This is a genomic window from Sphingobacterium sp. UBA7631 (assembly GCF_002483935.1).
GTDB classification, from domain to species: domain Bacteria; phylum Bacteroidota; class Bacteroidia; order Sphingobacteriales; family Sphingobacteriaceae; genus Sphingobacterium; species Sphingobacterium multivorum.
The window spans coordinates 42,068-60,236 of record NZ_DLIX01000011.1 but is presented as its reverse complement, the minus strand read 5'-3'; the positions used below and the strand labels follow the sequence as shown (position 1 = coordinate 60,236).

General features: G+C 41.5%; 14 protein-coding genes. 8 read left to right on the top strand and 6 right to left on the bottom strand.

Features of this window, described 5'->3' with window-relative positions:
- Window positions 1-134 precede the first annotated feature (134 nt).
- From B3P16_RS22630 to rfbA, 5 genes are all read left to right on the top strand, one after another.
- Complete coding sequence (locus tag B3P16_RS22630; RefSeq protein ID WP_286844476.1) at window positions 135-2,135, top strand: polysaccharide biosynthesis protein; 2,001 nt, start codon at window positions 135-137, stop codon at window positions 2,133-2,135.
- A gap of 200 nt (window positions 2,136-2,335) precedes the next feature.
- Window positions 2,336-3,391: a dTDP-glucose 4,6-dehydratase gene (gene rfbB, locus B3P16_RS22625; RefSeq protein ID WP_286844473.1), complete on the top strand. Its 1,056-nt coding sequence runs from the start codon at window positions 2,336-2,338 to the stop codon at window positions 3,389-3,391.
- A 1-nt stretch (window position 3,392) separates the two neighbouring features.
- On the top strand, window positions 3,393-3,950 hold the full coding sequence (gene rfbC / locus B3P16_RS22620) for a dTDP-4-dehydrorhamnose 3,5-epimerase (RefSeq protein ID WP_286844471.1): 558 nt from the start codon (window positions 3,393-3,395) through the stop codon (window positions 3,948-3,950).
- 3 nt (window positions 3,951-3,953) lie between these two features.
- A complete protein-coding gene (rfbD, locus tag B3P16_RS22615) occupies window positions 3,954-4,814 on the top strand; it encodes a dTDP-4-dehydrorhamnose reductase (protein WP_286844469.1) in 861 nt (286 codons plus the stop codon).
- A gap of 60 nt (window positions 4,815-4,874) precedes the next feature.
- Window positions 4,875-5,741: a glucose-1-phosphate thymidylyltransferase RfbA gene (rfbA, locus tag B3P16_RS22610; RefSeq protein WP_286770400.1), complete on the top strand. Its 867-nt coding sequence runs from the start codon at window positions 4,875-4,877 to the stop codon at window positions 5,739-5,741.
- 35 nt (window positions 5,742-5,776) lie between these two features.
- Here rfbA and B3P16_RS22605 read toward each other — a convergent pair whose 3' ends face one another.
- Window positions 5,777-7,711 carry a tetratricopeptide repeat-containing sensor histidine kinase gene (locus B3P16_RS22605; protein WP_286844467.1) on the bottom strand — a complete coding sequence of 645 codons (1,935 nt, stop codon included), beginning with the start codon at window positions 7,709-7,711 and terminating at the stop codon, window positions 5,777-5,779.
- Between the two features lie 369 nt (window positions 7,712-8,080).
- Here B3P16_RS22605 and B3P16_RS22600 point away from each other — a divergent pair, with 369 nt between their 5' ends.
- Window positions 8,081-8,692, top strand: coding sequence for a LuxR C-terminal-related transcriptional regulator (locus B3P16_RS22600; protein ID WP_286844465.1), 612 nt, complete (start codon window positions 8,081-8,083; stop codon window positions 8,690-8,692).
- Window positions 8,693-8,777: 85 nt separating this feature from the next.
- Complete coding sequence (locus B3P16_RS22595; RefSeq protein ID WP_286844464.1) at window positions 8,778-11,612, top strand: MSCRAMM family protein; 2,835 nt, start codon at window positions 8,778-8,780, stop codon at window positions 11,610-11,612.
- On the opposite strand, the gene B3P16_RS22590 is transcribed toward B3P16_RS22595, so the two are convergent.
- Genes B3P16_RS22590 through B3P16_RS22580 form a run of 3 tightly spaced genes read right to left on the bottom strand, consistent with a single transcriptional unit; the run spans window position 11,609 to window position 14,354 of the window.
- Window positions 11,609-13,033 (bottom strand): hypothetical protein, encoded by a 1,425-nt coding sequence (locus B3P16_RS22590; RefSeq protein ID WP_286844461.1) that lies wholly within the window; start codon window positions 13,031-13,033, stop codon window positions 11,609-11,611. The two genes, B3P16_RS22595 and B3P16_RS22590, sit on opposite strands and share 4 nt — an antisense overlap.
- Window positions 13,008-13,811, bottom strand: coding sequence for a hypothetical protein (locus B3P16_RS22585; protein ID WP_286844459.1), 804 nt, complete (start codon window positions 13,809-13,811; stop codon window positions 13,008-13,010). The genes B3P16_RS22590 and B3P16_RS22585 overlap by 26 nt, the downstream gene beginning before the upstream one ends.
- A gap of 21 nt (window positions 13,812-13,832) precedes the next feature.
- Entirely contained in the window at window positions 13,833-14,354 is a 522-nt protein-coding gene (locus B3P16_RS22580; RefSeq protein WP_286844457.1) for a hypothetical protein, read from the bottom strand.
- A gap of 102 nt (window positions 14,355-14,456) precedes the next feature.
- On the opposite strand from B3P16_RS22580, the gene B3P16_RS22575 reads away from it, so the two are divergent.
- Window positions 14,457-15,593 carry an acyltransferase family protein gene (locus B3P16_RS22575; protein WP_286844455.1) on the top strand — a complete coding sequence of 379 codons (1,137 nt, stop codon included), beginning with the start codon at window positions 14,457-14,459 and terminating at the stop codon, window positions 15,591-15,593.
- A gap of 125 nt (window positions 15,594-15,718) precedes the next feature.
- On the opposite strand, the gene B3P16_RS22570 is transcribed toward B3P16_RS22575, so the two are convergent.
- A complete protein-coding gene (locus tag B3P16_RS22570; RefSeq protein ID WP_286844452.1) occupies window positions 15,719-17,068 on the bottom strand; it encodes an amidohydrolase in 1,350 nt (449 codons plus the stop codon).
- A 115-nt stretch (window positions 17,069-17,183) separates the two neighbouring features.
- Entirely contained in the window at window positions 17,184-18,092 is a 909-nt protein-coding gene (locus tag B3P16_RS22565) for a helix-turn-helix domain-containing protein (RefSeq protein WP_286770408.1), read from the bottom strand.
- Between the last annotated feature and the right edge of the window lie 77 nt (window positions 18,093-18,169).

Genomic DNA, 18,169 nt, shown 5'->3' with positions numbered 1-18,169 from the left:
AAGAGGTGTTTGACGTGTGAAAATTTGACTATCTTGCGTCTCCTTTGTAAAATATTGTAATAAAGCCATATCAGATCGTGTTCGTTTGTCGCAGACACGGTCAGTAAAATTTTAATTAAATAAGAGAAAAAGCTATGATGGGTTCTCTAGGAGATTTAAGAAGGCGCCTGAGAAAGGACAATCCAAGATGGGTCATTTTAATGATCGATATGTGGTTTGTATTTGCAAGCTACGTCTTTTCTAATTTTGTGGTCAATAACTTTAAGGGGGTATTTGATATCGGATTGATGTTGAAGAAAGTTGTCGTGATATTGCTGATATACCTTTTAATGTTTTTATGCTATGATACTTTTAGGGGTATCGTTCGGCAGACGGGTATTCGGGATACCATTAAAATCTTTAAAACAGTTGGTTCTGCCTATGTGATTTTAATGCTGTTCACCTTCATTATTAAAGCTATTTTTGAGAAAGGAACTTTGGCGGGAGATTATCTTAGATTGTCTTACGGTGTGTTGACTATGCAAGCCACAATATTGCTGGTTATTATGGTAGGCGCACGTGTAATCTATCGGACAATTTACGAATATCTCTTCTTGCCTAGCCGGAAAGGTGAAAATGTGTTGATATTTGGAGCTTCGAGACCAGGCCTAGTATCATTCTCCTTATTGAAGGAGGATCCGAGAACGAAATATCAAGTAGTTGCTTTTGTGGAAGATAAGATATCACGGATAGGAAAGCGATTAGCAGGAATTAAAATTAAAGATATTACCGAGATTACAAAAGACTATGTCGAAAAATGCCAAATTACTCAGGTCATCATCGCAGTTGAAAATAATGACCCCGAGCGTTTGGAATATGTATCAGACTGGTTCCAAAATATTGGACTTGAACTCAAAATCATGCCGCCGGCACGAATTTTACTTAATTCAGGAGCCAAACGTGAAATCAGGCCACTAAAGATTGAAGATTTATTGGGACGTAAGCCGATCAAATTGGATCATCCTGAAATTGAACAAGAGATGCAAGGGAAGGTGATTTTGGTGACCGGCGCCGCCGGATCCATCGGTTCGGAATTGGCCCGTCAGATCGCCAGACGTCACTATAAGACGTTGATTCTATTGGATCAAGCCGAGTCTGCGCTATATGATATCCAGCAGTCGATCAGGGCTACACAGCCTGAGCAGATGCATTGCGTGGTTGGTGATGTGCGTAATTATGCCTTTATGCAGAAAATTTTTGCGCAATACAAACCCGATTTGGTTTTTCATGCCGCGGCTTATAAGCACGTGCCATTAATGGAAGCGAACCCCTACGAGTCGATTCAGACCAATGTATTGGGAAGCAAAAATGTGGCTGATCTCTGTATGCAATATGGCACTAAAAAGATGGTCATGGTATCTACGGATAAGGCTGTTAACCCAACCAATGTGATGGGGGCGACTAAACGCATGGCTGAGATTTATGTGAGCAGTTGCAGTGGTAAATCCAATACGAGTTTTATCATTACACGTTTTGGAAATGTACTTGGTTCAAATGGTTCGGTTATCCCGCTCTTTGAGAAGCAAATGGCAGAAGGTGGCCCACTTACCCTGACCCATCCTGAAATCACGCGTTTCTTTATGACCATACCCGAAGCATGTCAATTGGTACAAGAGGCTGGCGTGATGGGTAAAGGAGGTGAGATCTTTGTGTTCGATATGGGCAAGTCTGTTAAAATCATCGATCTGGCAAAACGCATGATCAAATTGAAAGGTTATCGTTACCCGGAAGATATTGATATTAAAATTGTTGGGCTCCGTCCTGGCGAGAAAATTTATGAGGAATTGTTGGCAAATAATGAGAATACGGTAAAGACACACCATCCAAAAATCATGATCGCAAAAGTAAATCACGATGAATTGTCGCTTAAAGCAGAACGTATTAATGCGATCTGTCAGCGGATTTTGGATGCTGATACTAAATTGCCAGATTTTATGGAGCTTGTTGCCGGAATGAAGCAAATTGTTCCGGAGTTTAAATCCCAAAATTCGGAATATGAAGTGCTGGATACAGTGGCGGAGGAAAAGGAGATCGAATTGATTCATGAATCCGCAGCGGAGGTGCCGGTATATTCGTTGGTAAAGAATGTATTGTAATGCTATTATAAAACAGGTAAGTTTTAGATAATAGCACGATAAAGAAGTGAAAAGCCCTCTGAATAGAAGGCTTTTTTTGTTTATTCCATTTACTCATGGATTAAAACTTGTCAATTAACAAAAATCATCCTAATTTTAGCGAACTATTTGGTGAACTCATCATTCGCAGACCAATGGTCTAAACATTCGAGAATCATTATATGAATAAAACAATTTTAATTACTGGAGGAGCAGGCTTTATAGGTTCACACGTTGTCCGTGAGTTTGTTCTGAAATACCCTGAATATCAAATTATAAATTTGGATGCTTTGACCTATGCTGGTAATCTAGAGAATTTAAAGGATATAGAGCATTTGCCAAATTATACCTTTGTTAAGGCGGATATTACGGATCAGCAAGCTGTCTCGGCTATTTTTCAAGAATATCAGCCCGATGGTATTATCCATTTGGCTGCAGAGTCGCATGTCGATCGTTCAATTGTCGATCCCATGGCTTTCGTTATGACTAACGTGATTGGAACGGTCAATTTATTGAATGCGGCGAAGACAATTTGGAAGGATAATTTTGAAGGAAGGAGATTTCACCATGTATCAACGGATGAGGTGTTTGGCGCGCTCGGTGACACTGGATTTTTTACGGAAGAAACAAGCTATGATCCCCACTCACCGTATTCGGCCTCCAAAGCAAGCTCCGATCATTTTGTGCGCGCTTATCATGATACTTATGGCTTGCCTATTGTTTTAACGAACTGCTCCAATAATTATGGACCGAATCATTTCCCGGAGAAATTGATTCCGCTGTGCATTCATAATATTTTAAATCATAAACCGCTACCTGTTTACGGTGATGGGAAATATACTCGCGATTGGTTATACGTAATAGACCATGCAAAAGCCATCGACCTCGTTTTTCATGAAGGGAAAAATGGCGATTCCTATAACGTGGGTGGATTCAATGAATGGCAAAATATAGACCTGATCAAGGAGCTGTGCAAACAAATGGATGAGAAATTGGGGCGTGAAAAAGGCTCCTCAGCACAGTTGATTACCTTTGTGAAAGACAGACCTGGTCATGATTTGCGCTACGCCATTGATGCCACGAAGATTAATCAGGAATTGGGCTGGAAACCATCAGTAACTTTTGAAGAAGGTTTATCCCGGACGATAGACTGGTTCTTAGCTAATCACGAGTGGTTGGGTCACGTGACTTCTGGTGATTATCAAAAATATTACGACAACCAATACAAAGACGCATAGCATGACGTATACGGAAACAAAATTAAAAGGCTGTTTTATACTTGAACCGACTGTATTTGAAGATGAGAGAGGTTATTTTTTTGAATCTTTTAATGAAAACAAACTAACCGCCATACTCGGTTACACACCGCACTTTGTACAGGATAACCAATCCAAATCACAGTTTGGTGTGGTGCGAGGTCTACATTTACAGGCCGGTGAAAATGCGCAGGCGAAATTGGTCCGTGTTGTGGAAGGTAAAGTATTGGATGTCGCTGTCGATGTGCGTCCAGGATCACCTACTTTTGGGCAGCATATTTCGGTTGAACTTTCGACTGAAAATAAAAAGCAATTATTTGTTCCTAGAGGCTTTTTGCATGGCTTTTCTGTATTGTCTGAACATGCGGTCTTTTTCTATAAATGTGACAACGGCTACCATAAAGAGTCGGAAGATGGTGTAAATCCATTGGATTCAGAATTAGCGATAGACTGGCAAATTCCTAGCGAACGAATGATTCTCTCTCAAAAAGATCAGAAGGCACAATCCTTTGAAGAGTTACGTTTGAAATTAATATCATAGGATATGCGGATTGTTATAACCGGAGCTTCAGGACAACTTGGCTCAGAACTAAAAGATCTTTTGTTGGATAATACCCAAAAGGAGTGTTATTTTCTAGACCGGAAACAATTACCATTGGATCAAATTCAGATCATACAGCAAATTTTGGCAATGTATGAGCCGGACCTTATTATTCATGCGGGAGCTTATACGGCTGTGGATAAAGCGGAAGAGGATCAGGTAACGGCTGATTTGGTCAATCACGTAGCTTGCGAAGAGATCGCACAATACTGCCATCTACATGGTACACGCCTAATCGCTATTTCGACAGATTATGTTTTTGACGGGTCTTCTGCTTCTGCTTTAGCAGAAACTGCCCATACAGCCCCTATCAATGTATATGGACGAACGAAACTGGCCGGGGAACAGGCAATCCAAAAATGGTGTCCTGAAGCAATCATCATACGTACCTCTTGGGTATATTCCACCTACGGCAAAAATTTTGTTAAAACCATGTGTCGTTTAATGGATGAGCGTGATGAAGTAGGTGTCATTAAGGATCAAATTGGAAGCCCGACCTATGCGAAGGATCTAGCCTCGGTAATAGTAAAAATTGTAGATTCCTACGAATGGGAGGGTGGTATTTATCATTATAGCAACGAAGGTGAAATTTCTTGGTACGATTTTGCTGTAGCAATACGTGATTTCCGATCGTTCGATTGTCAGGTAAAACCGATTCCCACAAGTGCGTACCCCACACCTGCTCGCAGGCCAAAGTATTCGCTACTTGATAAATCAAAAATTAAGAGAATATTTGGCGTGGAAGTGCCGGATTGGAAAATAAGTCTGGGCGATATGCTCGCTGAAGGATTTAAAGATAATTAGAAAGAATAAGGAGACTTTGTCAATATCGTTGTAAAGTCTTTTTCGTTAAATAACAGTAAAATGAAAGGAATTATATTAGCTGGGGGCTCAGGGACTCGCTTACACCCACTTACATTGGCCGTAAGCAAGCAATTAATGCCTGTATATGATAAACCTATGATATACTACCCCTTGTCGACATTGATGCTGGCTGGTATACGCGAGATTTTGATTATATCGACACCGCAAGACTTGCCAAATTTTGAAAAGTTATTGGGGGATGGTTCGCAATTAGGCTGTCGCTTCGAATATAAAGAGCAGCCTAGTCCAGATGGACTGGCGCAAGCATTTTTGCTTGGAGAAGAATTTATTGGTGAGGATAAAGTAGCCTTAATTTTAGGCGATAATATCTTTTATGGCTCAGGGCTTTCAAAACTATTGCAATCATCGGCAGATCCTGATGGTGGGGTAGTCTTTGCCTATCCGGTGCAGGATCCGGAACGGTATGGTGTCGTTGAATTTGATGAAAGAAATAACGTTATTTCTATTGAAGAAAAGCCACAATTTCCAAAGTCGAATTATGCTGTTCCTGGCGTTTATTTTTATGACAACGAGGTGGTTAGGATTGCTAAGAATATAGAGCCTTCTCCTCGTGGTGAGCTCGAGATCACGGATATCAATAAAGAGTATCTTCGCCGGGGCAAATTAAAGGTCGGTATTTTTGATCGTGGCACAGCATGGTTGGATACCGGGACTATACAGTCGCTTATGCAAGCAGGTCAATTTGTGCAAGTAATCGAGGAGCGGCAAGGAATGAAAATAGGAGCAATTGAAGAAGTCGCTTACAGAATGGGTTACATTGATGTCCAGCAGTTGCTAAAACTTTCTGTACCTCTCTGTAAGTCAGGGTACGGAGAGTACTTAAAGCGAATTGTAAAAAGCTTTTAATCATTTATTAGCATTCTGTTTTCTGGGACAGAATGCTATTTTGGTATATGAACGATAAATGTACTTCCAAAACCTTCGCTACTTTCAACCGTAATCGAATAACCCATACGGTTTGCAAATTCATGGCAAAGCATTAGGCCGATACCTGCTCCCTTTTCTTCAAAAGTGCCTTCTAGACTGTGTTGCTGTTTCCCCATATTTTTAAGTGCAGCAATTTTTCGCTCGTCCATTCCAATTCCCTGATCTGTAATTGAAATAAGTACTTCGCTGTCTGTTTCCCGCTGGTCGAAAATAATAGTCTTACCACTAAAGGAAAACTTAATAGCGTTGTTAAAGATATTGCGAATAATAAATTCAAATCGTTTAACATCACTTTGGATGGTCAATTGAGGGGAAATACGGACGTCTATTGATAAATTTTTTAGATTAATCCGATCGATAAATAATGCCTCACATTCCCTAACAATTTGATAAGGTGAAATTTCCTGTATTTCAAGCTTTTCATTTGCCATTTGTTGCGAAGACCATACGAGTAGGCTGTCGAGCATTTTGGAAGCTGTTGTAACTTGATTGCCTATATTGATTAGCATACTTTTAATTTCGTCTGCTGGAAGGTCGACAATTTTGGATACAGCAAGCAGCGCTTGGAAAGTTGACAAAGGACTTCGGAGGTCATGGGAGACAACGGAAAAGATGCTCGATCGAAATCGATCTGCCTGGACAAGATCTTCATGTTGATGCCTGATCTCGGCGGCTTGCTGAACGACTTTCTGTTTTTCTTCACGTAATAGTCTGTTCTTTTTGATCAGTAACAGTACCATAACTGAGATAATTAAAAGGACAAAGAAGGTGGCTAGCCAAATCAATTTTATCCAATGGGCTTCTCGTTCTACATTCGCGTTTTTCAGTAATAAGTTTTTATTTTCAAGCTCTTTCTTGTCGCTTTCATACTTTTCGCGGAGTTCTTCCCGGATACGTACGCGGAGGACTTCGGCATCTTCGTGAAACTTCCGATCCGAACTATCTTGATCGCTCAGTATTAAATGTGCATCCTGCGCTTTGATTGCTTTTGCTATTTTGTCAAAATCCCCTTGAAGATCTTCCGTCAAATTTGTAAAACCGCTTTTTGCGATCACACTTTTGATAAGAGCTACTTCTTTTGCTGCCAGATCAAAACGCTTTTCTTTGACGTAAATATTGGCTCGATTAATACGGGCATAACTTTCACCAACAGGGTCTTTTTTTGTCGTGGTGATATCAATTGCAAGGTCGGTATAGTACGTACTCCACTCGAGTTTATCCGCCTTGAGATAGAGATAGCTTAGTAAAATGTAGGTGTTAAATAGATCAACTTCCGGCGCATTGGCTTTACAGAATTCAACCGTTTTTACTAAGTAGTTAATAGCATGGTCTACATCCTTCTTGTTTTCTCCATTCAATGCATTTTGCGCATATATATTCCCAATATTGGTTGATATATTGGCTCGATTCCTGGTATCATGAATTTCCTTTGAAAGGTCTAGTGCTCGTTGGTAGTATTTTAAAGCCTGATCGGGATCATAACTCTTATTAAAGACATTTCCTATGTTAAGGTAAGAAAGCATCACCCCTTTCTTATCGTTACGTTCTTCCCGCTTTTTGAGTACGTTAAAATGGGTTTTTACACTTTCATCGAACTTATTTAGCTTCAGATATATAACACCTTGGAGATTAAGCAAGTCAATTTCCAACGCTGAAAACTTCTTTTCTGAAGCCATATTAATGCCTTTTGAAACAATTTCCTGTGCTTCTTGGGGATTGTTGCGGTAAATTTCTGAGGCGGTTTTATAATAAGCCAATACTCGGGTCGAATCGTTGCTTGCTTCCGCGAGTTGCTTGTCTAACTTGTCCCAGCCACTATTTTGGCCGTAGGCAAAAGAGCTGAACAACATTGTTGAAATAAAAGTAAATAAGATAGAGAGGCGGCTCATCGGAATTTTTTTTCAAATATAATTAAGTTTTTAGTAAAGTTTAGATCGCTTTTGGTAGCGTTGTCAATCGCAGATAATGTTATTATCTTGAATTTTCCAACAAGGAAACTTGAATTTCTAAATAATAAAAATTATATTTATATAAATTGTTTTCAATCTATTTGTTGGTCTTAAGTAAATTATTGTGAAATTCATTTTTAACGTTGTTAATTTTAATTGGGTCTGAATTTTATTTTGGCTATTTTTTTCTTTAGAAACAATTTTAAGGACAGGTTTGTCTTTACTACAATAGGTTGATCAGACTGGGATGAATATAGCGTGAGAATTAGTTAAGCTTATAGTTTTCAATTTAATAAAATGTGAAATATCATGATTACAGTTGGGATAATTGACATAGATGAGAAACAGCGGATACAAACAAAGGAATATATATCCAGAAACAATAAATCTGAATCAACAATACCGATACATGTACTGTTTGATCAGGATACACTTGCTTCTTCCCGTCGCAACCAAATCCCTGATGTGATGATTATTGATATTGATCATCAAGATAGCTTGATTGTTGAACGGGTTAAAAGCCTGTTTCCACGTGCCGAAATAGTAGTACTGACCAATAATTGCGATGTAAAGGTGGTGCGTAGTTGCTTTAGACAAGGCGCTGTGGGCTATATGCTGAAGAAGACATGTCTGCAATCGTTAAAAAACGCGATAACAATGACCTTGGGAAATGGTTCTTTTATTAGTCCTTCTGTCAATCGTGCTTTGATTGAGCAGGCGTTCAGCGCCAAGCAATCTGAAAATCTGTTGACCGCGCGCGAGTTGCAGATCGCCAATGGCATTATTGAGGGGCTTAGTTATAAAATGATTGCCCAAAAATATGCGATTTCCTTGGATACCGTCCGTATTTATATCAAGCGAATTTATAGAAAATTTCAGATTAATAGCAAAGGTGAACTGATCGCTCAATTGACCGCTTAATAATTCGTTACATGAATATGTGACTGCCTAAATTTCGATCTCTTTAAATTTAGCCTGATTTTTATGGATACTTGAATGATATGCGATGCCAATAAGAAGCCTTTTAATTTTTGTGTTTCTTTTCTGCTATACTGCGCTTTTCTTATCCATAGCGAAAAGTCAGCAACGATACGATATTGCCTATCATTTCGAATACGATTCCCTTCGGATCACGCCATCCCAAACATTTTCAAACAAATTAATTATTGTTAACTACACGGATCGAGCAATTGAACTAAGCCCTGAGTCCAACGATACGAAGGCATTGCAGGGATTGATCAAATTGCCACCATTAATACAGCTGAAGGCACATGAAACGAAAAGCTTTCCCTTGAAATACATGACCGACCGGCGGACGATCTCGGATGCAATACAAAAATTTAGTATCGGGCTGCGTTCGAAAGAGGCTGCTGTCAATATACAGCCCCCGCAAATTTTCTATACAAAAATGGATGTTCAGGCAGCGCTATCGATTCAATCTGAACAACCGGAGTATTTTATAGATCAATCTACAGGGCAGGCACAGTTTCTGGTGCGTACTGTCAATACGGGATTGGTACCACTGACATTTCAGCTTCAGTTTGCAAATGTTCCTTCTGAACTTGAAATCATCGGGGAAACTTTACCAACCACCTTGGCGGCAGGGGGACAATCTGTTTTGCGATTTACAGCCCATATGCGAGCCAAGAAAGTGGCCACAGATGTCGACCTGTCGATGGTGGCGATCGGGGCTGGTGGCAAGCAACTGGCCGCCAATCGGGTCCACATTATGACCGTCGGGAGCGTGAAACGTTTTGGATCCGATATGAACTTACAGAATCAGCCCTACAGCAATATGGCTGCCTTACGTTATCTGAGTATGGGGCAGGATATCCATGTTTATCAACTTCAGGGCTATGGAAATCTTGAATTGAATAAGGGAACTTCGTTGAGCTATCGCATGAATATGGATTATTTTCAAGACCAGCATGCTTTTACGATGTACGATAGTTACCTCGATTATCAGACTGAAAGATGGGGGCTGAAGGCTGGTAATATTTACGAAAACCTGGATCAATATGTAAACGGCAGAGGTATGCGGGCAAGTTATAAGTTTGATAAGTCCCGATCCATTAGTGTATATGCTGTGCAAAATAATTATTTCCTATGGAATCAGCTGAATACTTTTTCGCCCGGAGGCGGGGTCCTGGGACTTAAGTATGCCTCGACATCTGAAAAAAATCAAGAAAGAAGCCTAGCATATTTGCATAGTAGCGATAATTATCGAAATGTCCGGAGTCACCTGCTCAGTGGAAAAGGATACAAAGACTGGTCGGAGAATCAAAATCTTACCTGGGAAGCTGGTACAAGCATCGAAAGGGTAGATATTGGTGGTCAAAAGGCGGCGTTCGCTGCTGGCATAAATTATAATGGGATTTTTGAGCAGTTCCAGATTTCAAGTTCCAATTATTATAGCTCACCTTATTATGTAGGGCTTAGGCGAGGGTTGCTGCAGTCGGATTCACGTATTGTTATTCCATTGGATGACATCAAAAGTCTCTCGGCCAGAATAAGCTTTATGGATAATCGGCCCAAGTATCAAATTGGCGATCGGAATTACTTTTTTAACAATAGTAATCGGATTGAAATTTATGAACTTGGGTATCGTACGGCGTTTGGGCGACTGAAGATTGATCTGCGGCCTTATTGGATGAAGCAAGGTGCTGATTATCACAGCTGGTTAGGACTGGGAAGTAATGCCGTAAACTGGAAGTCGAATTCAGTAAGAACCGTTGCGGACCTTAATTTTTTTACGAAATCCCATCGTTTCTCACTTCAGACCGACTATGGTTATACCTACAGAAATACCGCTGAAAAGCCGATAGCTCCTTTTCACTCCCTGCGGGTATCGGGTAACTATGACCATGCACTCGTTGGCTTTAATGCATTTGTTCAGATCAATCCTTATTATTTGAGTGATCTTTTGGCTACCTATACCAATTCGAACTATAGCATGTATTCGCTAGGACCTAATACACATTTTGAGGCATTCGGTCATAATCTACAGGTACAGCTGGCCACCATGTACAGTTATTATGGTTTTTCGCGGAGTAACAATTTGTCCATCAATGGAAATGCGCGTTGGCGAATGAAAGACAACTGGAGTCTCACTGCAGATATTTTTTATACGTTTATCAGAGGGAAATCACTGTTTATGACAGATCCAATAAATCCGCCACAACCGCAGCCACTAGATCGCTATTCCTTTAACAACAGGCAGATCAGAGTGGGGATAGAAAAGAGTTTTGGACGGACAGGTAGTTATAAAGGCTATAGCTTAGCGTTGACTTGTTTTGACGATAAGAACAACAATGGAATCCGGGATGATGATGAGCCATTTGTGGAATCTGTGTTGATTCGAATTGGAAAGGAAGCAGCCATGACAGACGCGAAGGGACGCGTTAAATTTGTTGAAATGGAAGCGGGTTCTTTTTCAATTCAAGCGGAGAACAATCAAGGCTGGATTTCACAGGGACCGTCGACCGTTGTGCTAACCAAGAACAAGTCTGTGGATATACCCCTTATCAAAACTAAATCTGCCAGGGGCAAAATACAGTTAATTGCCACTAAATACCTGGAGTCTAAGCCTGATCTGAGTGGTATCCGCATCACCGCCATTGACCGTCGGGGAAAGAAATACAATACATTGACCAACGAGGACGGCGCATATATTTTCTATTTGCCTGTAGGCTTTTATAAGTTGACGGTTGATTCGGAAGGGATGCCTTTTGTTATTGAAAATTCGAATTGCGAAGCAGAAGTGAAAGCCGAGGGACTGAATGAGCTTCCATCCTTGCGTTATCGGGATCAACGACGCAAAGTTGGCATTAAAAGATTTTAAGGAGCTACAAAGCTATAGATGATATTCGCGGTATAAGTACCTGCCGGTTTACCCAGCAGATTGCTGGTCTGCGAAGCGGGGATGCTGTACTGCATATTGAGTGTGCGATCGATGACGGGATCGGCATTTTGGATGAGCTGTTGGGCCGTTGTGGACAGGGTAACTGTGTTTACTCCAGTTTGGCCAGTCATTGGACCAATACGCAAAACACTTAGTGGAATACTGTTGACCCCAGAGGTAAAACTGGAAGTAGTGGCACGAACATATAAGTTGTAGGGCGTCGTCTTACTCAGTTTTAAATGGCTGGGCACATTTGTACTGACTCCGTTAACATAATTACTGGTCGTCGTAAAAGGAAGGTTAACGGTTTGCTGATTTGCGACAATTTCTCCGAGGTCGCTGACCACAATAGTTAAATTCCCACTGGCCTGCGCCTGTACCGGTGTTGTTGGATAGGTGGCCGATGACGACTTGTTCCAGGAATAAGTAAGAGGGACAGTATAGGTGCCGGCCTGTATAAAATTGCTTTTAAGTAAGGCCGATCCGATTGTATAGGTATGTGTAATCGAGCTATTGTTGTTGGTCGCAACAGCTATTCCGGCAGCGCTTGTCAGTGCCTGATAACTGGTTGACAGATTGGCCACGGTTGCTGTGCCGACTCCGCTTAGTGTGGCGCTCACTGTGGAGACAGGTGAAACAGGCAATGTATTGTAGGGAAGGCCAGTACTAAAACTAAACTGAGCGCTGCTTGTTCGGATACTTGGGACGTAAGGTACGGTGCTTGATACTGGTATAATCTGATTGGCGCTGATTCCATTGGCAGAACGGTAAAAACTAAGATCGTTTACAGCTATATTCGTTGTTCCTATACTGCTTGGGGGAATGATAAATCCGGGGATGGTGATGGATAGCGTGAAGCTTGCTGGAGAGATTGACCCCGCCAATACTCCTTGCGTGTAAAAGCTGACATCATTTGTAAATACCCCTGCAGTCCAGGTCTGGCTCGCTGTAGCAATGCGTGCATTGGCGTTTACCGCGCCCGAAGCGACACTAGCCACAGCCGCATAGAGTACACCGCCACTAGTTGATAGGGCGACTTCATTATTTGTGCCCAACCCAAGTAATACAAGACTGCCAATACTCGAAAGTTTCATATGCACTAAACTGGCCGGAAAACTTCCACTTGTCGTGCTGGTAAAATTTGCTGCAGTGGATTTTACGGAAAAAGAAGGAAGTAAGGTGATTACACTTGTATAGTTGCCCGCGTTAATAGCCGTATTATAGTCGGTTCTCGCCTGTATATTGGCTTGCGGTAAGGTGATGGACGTCGTTTGTGCATGAATATGCTGCCCAGAGAAGCTAAAAAAGCCCAGGAAACAAACCGCAACATTGCGCTTAATATGTAATTTCTTTTTCTGCAATTTTTAAATCATATTGGCTGCCCGCATCTAATATGGCGACGGCAAGATAACGTCCTGCGGCAAGTTTCTCTGGAAGATCGATTTGCACCCATTGATCCGAGCTCGGGAGCATCGCGATAGCGACGGCCTTAATAGGGATTTCCTCTCCTGTCTCTGTATTGGTTAGCTCAAAACGCACATAAGCATCCTTGTTAATCTGTCCTGTATTTTTAACATGTATATCCATCCGGCGCACAGATTGCCCCGTCTGACTTGGAATAATATGCCTATCCTCAACAGCAAGGAATTCCAGATCTCCAGGATTTAATCCGGAAGGAGTATGGTAAACCTGAATGCCTACCTCAATAAGCACGTTCATATTAAGGCCATGTTGAACAGCTGCTTTTTGTTCTTTCACTTGTGTGAAAAAAAGCATGGTGTTGCTTAGCTGCTGTGGAGCTGGGTCTTTGGGGATCGTCATAGAAAGATTCACCGATTTGGTCTCTCCCGGAGCCAGGCGTACCGTGTTTTCTGAGAGCGTAAGCCATGCCGCATTTGATTGCTGTTTTTGGCCCGGAGAATAATATTTTTTTACCCCAATGGAATCGCGGTCCCAATCTTTGAGGTTGGCGACAAAATAGAGCTCAGCGTTCGAGGTGTTGCTAAATGTAATCACCTGAGAAACCGTCTGTCCCGGCTCGCCAGTGAAAAAAATGCGGGAGGGAGAAATTGAAATACCCTGTCCATAGATCAGGGTATTACAGATGTAAAGGACGAATAGTGTTAAATAATATCTCACAAAAGAAAATTATCGTTCTAATTAGCGTTGTGTAGCAGTGTAAGTAACAGTTGTCGAATAGGCTGATGCAGCGAGATTAAGCAAAGAAGCTGGATTCGAAATCGTATAATCTACGGTGTAAGTTGCGCCTGTCGTGGCTGTTGAATTATTGACCAACGGTGCTGCTGTTGTGCTGAGCGGTACGTTGGTAACCGGAGTTCCGCCATTCGCTGTCGCTGGTGGAACAGTTACGGTGACAACATTCAATGCTGGTCCGCCTGCCGGCGCAAACGCTGCTGTTGCAGCAACAGTCAAATCGTAAGGCTTGTTGCTGACCACGGTGAAGTGTGCCTCCTTCTCTACTGTCTTAGCGCCCGCATAATCGGCTGCTGTCGTATAATTAAAATTGACAGTAGGAGCGGCCCCCAAGGTGATCGAAATGGCATCCGTCAAATTGATGTTGACGGTGACCGGAGTTGAGGTCGCTGTCACTTGTGCTTTGGCTTGATTTCCAAAACATATGGCTGCAAATGCAATGAGGGGTATAAATAGGTTCTTTTTCATAATTTCCTCTATTTTTGGGATTAAACTCTCGTAAAGTTACTCAGCAACTGTTCGAAATGCAATGTCGATAAGTCACATAATGATGTTATAAAGTTGAGTGAGATGGCTGTTTCTTTTTGCTGGAAAACCCCGTTGAGGGCATCGCAGCAGGTGGAGCGTGGCCTGTCTGAAAAATTACTGGAAACAGCGTATATTTGCAGCCAAATGTCTGAGTCCAAAAGAATTTACCAAATCGATCTGTTTCGTTTTATCGCAGCATCTGCCGTCGTATTATATCATTATTTATATCGGGGGTATGCTGCCGGAAATATGTCGCTATTGGGTTTCGATGGCGTCGGAGAATATTTTAAATATGGCTACCTGGGCGTGGACTTATTTTTTATCATCAGTGGTTTTGTGATCGCTTTTTCCATCAAGCATCTTTCGTTGCGTAAGTTCTGCTATTCCCGTTTCAAGCGTTTGTATCCGATGTATTGGATTTGTTTGCTGTTGACTTTTACCGTTTCTTATTTTTGGGGCGCACCACGTTATCATGTCACATTTACACAGCTATTGGCCAATCTAACCATGGTCCAAAAACTATGGGGACAGGGGGATGTCGATGGCGCTTATTGGTCGCTCTATGTAGAGTTGAAATTTTACCTGATCATCGCCTTATTCCTTATTCTGAATCAATTTAAAAAAATAAGTTTAGATTACCTGGTGTATTTTTGGCTGCTATTGTCCAGCGTGCGCTTTTTTGTTGGGCCTTCGGAAATTTATGACGCACTCCACGAGTTCTTTTTGCTCGATTGGAGCGCCTACTTTATTGCTGGAATTATATTTTGTCAGCTCTTTTTACATGGGCCCAAAGTCCAGCATTTTGTGGCCTTACCTTGGTGCTTGTACATTTCCATCGATGGTGCCGTGGGGCGCATTCATTGGCTGGAACGGACTTTCCACAGTGACTTTTCTTCTTATATTATTGGAGCGACCATCGTTGTGTTTTACCTGCTTATGTTGCTGGTTTCCTGTAAAAAGCTCCAGGTGATCAATTCGCCGAAATTCGTTAAAATTGGCATGTTAACCTATCCGCTGTATTTAATCCATCAACACATCGGCTTTATCATTTTTAACCATTTGCACCCCTATTTAAACAAATACCTGTTGCTTTCGGCTGTTATTGGTTTTATGCTTGTTGTTGCTTATCTACTGAGCGATCGGATTGAACCATGGATTATAAAGCGTTTTAAAGCATAAATAAAAGGCCCGAAGGTAATGATTACCCCGAACCTTTCTGGTTTTCATAGGAGATATAGTTTTTTAGCTGGGTTGTTTTGGGAACCAAGCTGAAGTCATGAATCGTTTACGGCTTTGTCTTAGGGCTAGAAAACTAGATTTCCTTGATAGATAAGTGATTTTACGGGCGATATTCTTGAAATAGCTTCTGCCGAACAACTCGCATCAAGGAAGGCAATATCTGCACTGTCGCCGACCTTTGGCCATTGCATATTGCCTTTGTCATCCAATGGAGTAGGGCCCGCGGTAGCAAGTTTCAGCATACGGGATAGCGCAAATTCGGTAGCCTGGCCGTATACCTGAGCTGCAAGATTAGCTTTTTGTAGTACACTGCCTGTCCCGAAAGTATTCCAATGGTCTACAATGCTGTCATTGCCCGTCATGACCTTAACGTTGTTTTCCATAAGCGTTGGAATAGGCATAATTAAGCCACCGAATGGGATCGTAGACACGATACCGATTTGTGCAGCACCAAGTTTCTCGGCCATTTCCTGTTGTTTGGCTTTTTCCAGTCGACCAAGCACAAAACAATGGCTGAGGTAGGTCTTGCCTTTGAGAACAGGATTCTCGTTTACTTTATTAATTAAGTATTCTACAGTTTTCAAACCTGATTCTCCGGATTCATGTAAGTGAATGTCAATTCCTTTGTTGTTATCTAATGCCAGTTGAACCGTAAAATCCATTGTTTTTTCAATAGCGCCATCAATAGAAAAGGGATCGACCCCACCGATAAAATCAATATTGGTTTTCGCTGCTTCCTTCAGATAAGGCACCGAATCGGTATAGAAGACACCATGTTGTGGAAAAGCAACCAATTCAGCGCCAAATCCATTTTTCTTATTTTCAAGCGCAAGTTGCAGATGATGTAAAGAATCTAGTTTGGACGTGGGTTCAATATTAACATGGCTACGTGCAAAGGCAGTGCCCTTGGATTGTAGCAGTTCGATTAGTTTTTCTGCTTTATGGGTAGAGTTTTTAAGCAGTTCGGGCAACATTTTCTGTTCAAGAGCAATCATACCCTTTACCCCCCCCGGGCCACGTCTTACGGCCTGCCATTTGTCGCCATAATAGGTCTTGTCCAAATGGATATGCATATCTTTAAAAGAAGGTAGCATCAAAAGCCCTTTTGCATCGATCGCATCAGCACTGTTGCTGTTGGCACTGATATTTTTGATTTTCCCGTTTGCGATCTGAATGGAAAAAAGACCGGTCTTTGTTGCGGTTACATTACCATCACCATCGTACTCAAATCCGGTTTCCAATAGCACGTTTTTCAACGTATAGCTTTTTTTACCTTGGTAGCCACTCAAAAGTCCTTGATGAGCCATATTATGTCGATTTTCTGCAAATAGCATTCCCGGGATGAATGTAGCACCCGCAAGTGCTAGAGCAGAGTTTCTGATAAATTCCTTGCGAGAAAGGGCCGTTGATTTCATTTGATTTCCTATTATGTTATTTTGTGACCGGAATAAAAAGTCTACCAGTCTTTTACAAAGTTACATAGCCGGTATCCCATTTTTGCTGGGATATTTCTGCCATTCTTTGTGTGATTTATCTTTTTTTGATTTTGCTTTCAAGGAACTTAGGTGCTCCCTCCACATGAATATTTTCTCTAAAGTCGCTCGGACTTGCTCCGGTTTGCTGTTTAAAAAAGTTCGAAAAATAAGCTTGATCTGCAAAACCCAATTCAAAGGCAATTTCTTTGATGGACCGCTCGGTGCTTTGCAAAAGACGTTTGGCTTCAATGCTGATCCGTTGGTGAATAAGTTGTGTGGCTGATATTTTCAGATTTTTTTTGCACAGTATATTGAGGTAATTGGGCGAAATATGAAGCTTTTCGGCATAAAAAGCCACGAGCTTTTGCTCCCTAAAGAATTCATCAATGAGCATATTGAACTTCGCCAGTCGTGGAACAGATTGATAGACTTTGAATTCGGTGAAGGCAGACTCCGCCTCGCGGCTTACAATCGCAGCAATGACTCCCGCTCGGGCGGTTATCAATGGAATAAGTGAATTTTCTCTTTTTAACTCCTGCTTCACAGATTCAAATTCATAATGCAATTGTGCAAAAGCATCTGCAGTGAGGTCAATGACGGGATGGTTTTGGTAATTGGTAAATGAAAAGCGGAAAAATGGAGCAAAGTGTTCAAAAAAAGATCGTTCAATCATAAGTTGATAACCTATGGTACCCGCATAGACATGCCATTTGTGCATTTGCCCCGGAAAGAGCACATGAACCTGATGATCTTTGATGACATGGTCAATCGAATCGATGGTATGAACCCCCGATGCTTTATCGAACAGATTTATGATAAAAAAGTCATGCTTATGCGGTTTGTCTATGAGCCGTTCGCCATGTAGTTCATTAAATAGGAGTTCGTCGCGCCCTGCAGTCTGTTCCTTGCGGAAGCCATCCAGACCGATTACTGGTGCCCAAATTTTTGAATTTCGTTTATCCATAGTAGATCATATCGAATCTAAAATACAAAATACCACGGAGTAATCGATCATAGCGCGCTGAGTTTGCATAGGTTTTT

Excerpts from the sequence above, each read along its gene's own strand:
- B3P16_RS22630 (WP_286844476.1), top strand. The coding sequence starts at position 135 with ATGATGGGTTCTCTAGGAGATTTAAGAAGGCGCCTGAGAAAGGACAAT.
- rfbB (WP_286844473.1), top strand. The coding sequence starts at position 2,336 with ATGAATAAAACAATTTTAATTACTGGAGGAGCAGGCTTTATAGGTTCA.
- rfbC (WP_286844471.1), top strand. The coding sequence starts at position 3,393 with ATGACGTATACGGAAACAAAATTAAAAGGCTGTTTTATACTTGAACCG.
- rfbD (WP_286844469.1), top strand. The coding sequence starts at position 3,954 with ATGCGGATTGTTATAACCGGAGCTTCAGGACAACTTGGCTCAGAACTA.
- rfbA (WP_286770400.1), top strand. The coding sequence starts at position 4,875 with ATGAAAGGAATTATATTAGCTGGGGGCTCAGGGACTCGCTTACACCCA.
- B3P16_RS22605 (WP_286844467.1), bottom strand. The coding sequence starts at position 7,711 with ATGAGCCGCCTCTCTATCTTATTTACTTTTATTTCAACAATGTTGTTC.
- B3P16_RS22600 (WP_286844465.1), top strand. The coding sequence starts at position 8,081 with ATGATTACAGTTGGGATAATTGACATAGATGAGAAACAGCGGATACAA.
- B3P16_RS22595 (WP_286844464.1), top strand. The coding sequence starts at position 8,778 with ATGCCAATAAGAAGCCTTTTAATTTTTGTGTTTCTTTTCTGCTATACT.
- B3P16_RS22580 (WP_286844457.1), bottom strand. The coding sequence starts at position 14,354 with ATGAAAAAGAACCTATTTATACCCCTCATTGCATTTGCAGCCATATGT.
- B3P16_RS22575 (WP_286844455.1), top strand. The coding sequence starts at position 14,457 with ATGGCTGTTTCTTTTTGCTGGAAAACCCCGTTGAGGGCATCGCAGCAG.
- B3P16_RS22570 (WP_286844452.1), bottom strand. The coding sequence starts at position 17,068 with ATGAAATCAACGGCCCTTTCTCGCAAGGAATTTATCAGAAACTCTGCT.
- B3P16_RS22565 (WP_286770408.1), bottom strand. The coding sequence starts at position 18,092 with ATGGATAAACGAAATTCAAAAATTTGGGCACCAGTAATCGGTCTGGAT.